A 3457-nucleotide genomic window follows, 5' to 3' on the forward strand; every position below is an offset into this window, starting at 1 on the left:
GTCCTGGGCCAACTGTTCGATAACGGCTGGATGTTGCTGTGGCGTTATGAGGGAGATGCGCTGCGGCGCTATGAGCTTGGCCGCTGGCTGCCCCTTGAATTCTGAGGTACGGTCGACGCCCGACGTGTTCGTATGCACCGCGCCCGTGAGGTCGACGTGAAGGCCGTGCGGGCGTAAGTGTCCTGTCCATGCTCGAAGGAGGGAAGGGCGGTTCGTCAGAAAGGATTATGTAGCGATCTCTACTCTATTGCAGAGATCACACCATCTACCTATTCTGCTGCTCATGGACACCCGATATCCCTCTTCCTGGCTCCTGCTCATCATCAGCCTGCCGACTGGCGGCGCCACCGCACGCATGCGCATCTGGCGCGCCCTCAAGGCGCAAGGCTGCGCGGCCTTGCGCGACGGCGCTTACCTGCTGCCGGCCCACGCCGAACAGGCTGCCCGACTGACCGACCTGGCCGCCGAGACCCGCGAGGAAGGCGGCCAAGCCTGGCTGCTGCACGTCCAGGCCCGGGACGCCAACGAGTCCATCGCGCTCCAGGCCCTGTTCGACCGCACGGCCGACTATGATGACTGGCTGGCCGAGCTGTTCGAGGCGCGCCAGACGCTGACCGCGCTGAGCCCGGCCGAGCTCAATCGCCTGTTGCACCGCTACGAACGCAGTTACCAGGCGCTGCGCGGGATCGATTTCTTCCCTGCTGAGACCACGCTTCGCGCGCAGGCGCGGTGGCATGACTTTTCTAACGCCATCACCGCCATCCTGTCGCCCGGCGAGCCGCATGCGGCCGCGGGCGACATCTCCCGGCGCGACCCCACGCACTACCGGGGCCGCCTCTGGGCAACGCGCCGCCATCTCTGGGTCGACCGCGTTGCGTGCGCCTGGCTGATCCAACGCTTCATCGATCCGGCCGCGCGCTTTCTGTGGCTGGAGAGCCCCGCCGACTGTCCGGCCGACGCCCTGGGCTTCGATTTCGACGACGCCACCTTCACGCACGTGGGCAACCGGATCTCGTTCGAAGCTCTGCTCGCCAGCTTTGGCCTGGACGAGGACCGCGGCCTCGCGTACCTGGGAACATTAGTGCATGCGCTCGATGTCGGCGGCGTGGCGGTGCCCGAAGCCGCCGGCTTCGAAGCCATGTTGGCCGGCGCCCGCAAGCGCCTGCCCGACGACGACGCGCTACTGGCCGAAGCCGGCACGGTGCTCGACTCCTTGTATGCCCACTTCGCTGGTGGCCGCAAGACCTGATTTTTTTCTGTTCGGGGACACCACCATGACTCCCGCTCAAGAATCCACCCGCCACAGCGCGCCGCCGGTGATCTCGCAACCGGTCTACACCCTCTGGCAACTCGTCTGGTATTTCGTCCGGCTGGGCACCCTGGGTTTTGGCGGCCCGGTCGCCCTGGCCGGCCATATGCACCGCGACCTGGTGGACCGACGCGGCTGGATCACCGACGGCGACTATAAAGAGGGCCTGTCGCTGGCTCAGCTTGCTCCAGGCCCCCTGGCTGCACAACTCGCCATCTACCTGGGCTACGTACATTACCGAATCCCGGGCGCTACGTTGGTGGGTGTTTTTTTCGTGCTGCCGTCTTTCTTGATGGTCGTGGCCCTGGGCTGGACCTATGTCCATTTCGGCGGCCTATCCTGGATGCAATCGGTGTTCTACGGTGTGGGCACTGCCGTGATCGGTATCATCGCCATCAGCGGATACAAGCTCACCGCGAAGATCGTGGGCAAAGACAGGCTGCTGTGGGCCATTTATTTGGTGCTTGCTACCGTAACGGTCATCACCGAATCAGAGATCGCCTGGCTGTTCCTGGCCGCAGGCATTATCGCGTGGTTCTGGCGCGCGCCGCCCAAGTGGCTCAAACCCGGCAAGCTGCAAGCGATCGTCGCCGTTTCCCTGCCAGCCACAGGCGGCGCGCTAAGCACGATGAATTGGCCGCTGCTCTCGCAGATGGGGCTGTTCTTCGCCAAGGCGGGGGCCTTCGTCTTCGGTTCGGGGCTGGCAATCGTGCCGTTCCTCTACGGCGGTGTGGTCACTGATTTTCATTGGCTGAACGACAAGCAGTTCGTCGATGCCGTAGCGGTGGCCATGATCACTCCCGGACCCGTGGTCATCACGGTCGGCTTCATCGGCTATCTGGTCGCAGGCCTGCCGGGCGCCGGTGTGGCGGCCCTGGCCACTTTTTTGCCGTGTTACCTGTTCACCATCATCCCGGCGCCGTACTTCAAGAAGTATGGCAAGCTGCCGGCCATCCTGGCCTTTGTTGACGGCGTGACGGCCGCCGCGGTCGGTGCCATCGTTGGCGCGGTCATCGTGATCGCTCGGCGCTCAATCGTCGACTTGCCAACCCTGTTGCTGGCCCTGGCCGCGGTGGCGCTGCTGCTGCGCTTCAAGAAGCTACCTGAACCGATCATCGTCGCCGGCGCGGCGCTGATCGGCCTGGCGGTCTACCCGCTGCTGCACTAAGCCTTCTTCAAGGAGCCAATCATGCAATGGATCACTCGCGAACGCCCCAAGATCGACCGCATTGCCTGCCCGTGGCTGATCGCCCGGTTCATCGATAACACACCGGAATTCCTCTACGTGCCAACAGCCGATGTGCTGCGCATCGCGCAAGAAACAGGCGCGATTCCCTACGATATCCCCGGTGCGGAACTCTCGCACGTGGGCGAGCTATGCAGCTTCGATGCCTTTCTCGACAGGTACAAGCTGACGGACAACCCGGCGTTGCAGCAACTGGCCGTGATCGTCCGCGGCGCCGACACCTCGCGGCTGGACCTGACGCCGCAGTCGGGCGGGCTGTACGCCCTGTCGCTGGGGCTCTCGCACCTGTACACCGATGACCACGCCATGCTTGGCCACGGCATGGTCATGTACGATGCCCTTTATGCCTGGTGCCAGTCGTGCCAAGACGAAATGCATCGATGGCCGCCTGCGATGCCCCCGGCATAGCGGGCCAACTGATGAATCGGGGCATTTTTAGGGAAGTCCTCATGCACAGCGTCGCCGTTTCCGAACTGGCGCTTTGACGCAGCGCTGGAGTCACCTTTCACCATAATCCGGCCGTTTTGTTTTCGGCATAATCCGGCCAGAAGAGGGTTTTTCGCAAGGACATGTCACCGCAGGTGTAATACTGACCCCCCAGTGGCTCAGGTTCCCCCCGCGCTCCCCCCTGAGCGTACAATCTTTTCCTCCTGACTGGGCCCGACATGACACGCTATGGCTATTTCGATTCGCCGCTGGGTCCGCTGCTGCTTGCAAGGGATTCCGCCGGGCTCTGTCAGCTGACTTTTGAACACCACAAACACCCGCGTCCGATACAGGAGGACTGGCTGCGCGATGACCAGGCATTCATCGAGACGTGCGAACAACTCGGCGCTTACTTCAGCGGCAAGCGCAGATCGTTTGATCTGCCTCTTTCGCTGCGCGGCACCGCTTTCCAAAAA

Annotated in this window: 4 protein-coding genes; all 4 read left to right on the top strand. The window is 63.2% G+C overall.

From position 1 onward, the window contains the following. The first annotated feature begins 283 nt into the window (after nt 1-283). The gene (locus tag EPN31_RS04465; protein ID WP_291770110.1) at nt 284-1249 is read left to right on the top strand and encodes a chromate resistance protein ChrB domain-containing protein; all 966 of its coding nucleotides are present in this window, start codon (nt 284-286) and stop codon (nt 1247-1249) included. Between the two features lie 25 nt (nt 1250-1274). Next, nucleotides 1275-2477, top strand: coding sequence for a chromate transporter (locus EPN31_RS04470; protein ID WP_291770105.1), 1203 nt, complete (start codon nt 1275-1277; stop codon nt 2475-2477). Between the two features lie 21 nt (nt 2478-2498). Then, nucleotides 2499-2963: a chromate resistance protein ChrB domain-containing protein gene (locus EPN31_RS04475; RefSeq protein ID WP_291770107.1), complete on the top strand. Its 465-nt coding sequence runs from the start codon at nt 2499-2501 to the stop codon at nt 2961-2963. Between the two features lie 257 nt (nt 2964-3220). Continuing rightward, nucleotides 3221-3457, top strand: a 237-nt coding sequence (locus tag EPN31_RS04480; RefSeq protein ID WP_367188292.1) for a methylated-DNA--[protein]-cysteine S-methyltransferase, incomplete at its 3' end; no start/stop codon positions are given.

Origin of the sequence: Castellaniella sp. (assembly GCF_004321985.1) — a bacterium.
GTDB lineage: Bacteria > Pseudomonadota > Gammaproteobacteria > Burkholderiales > Burkholderiaceae_B > Castellaniella.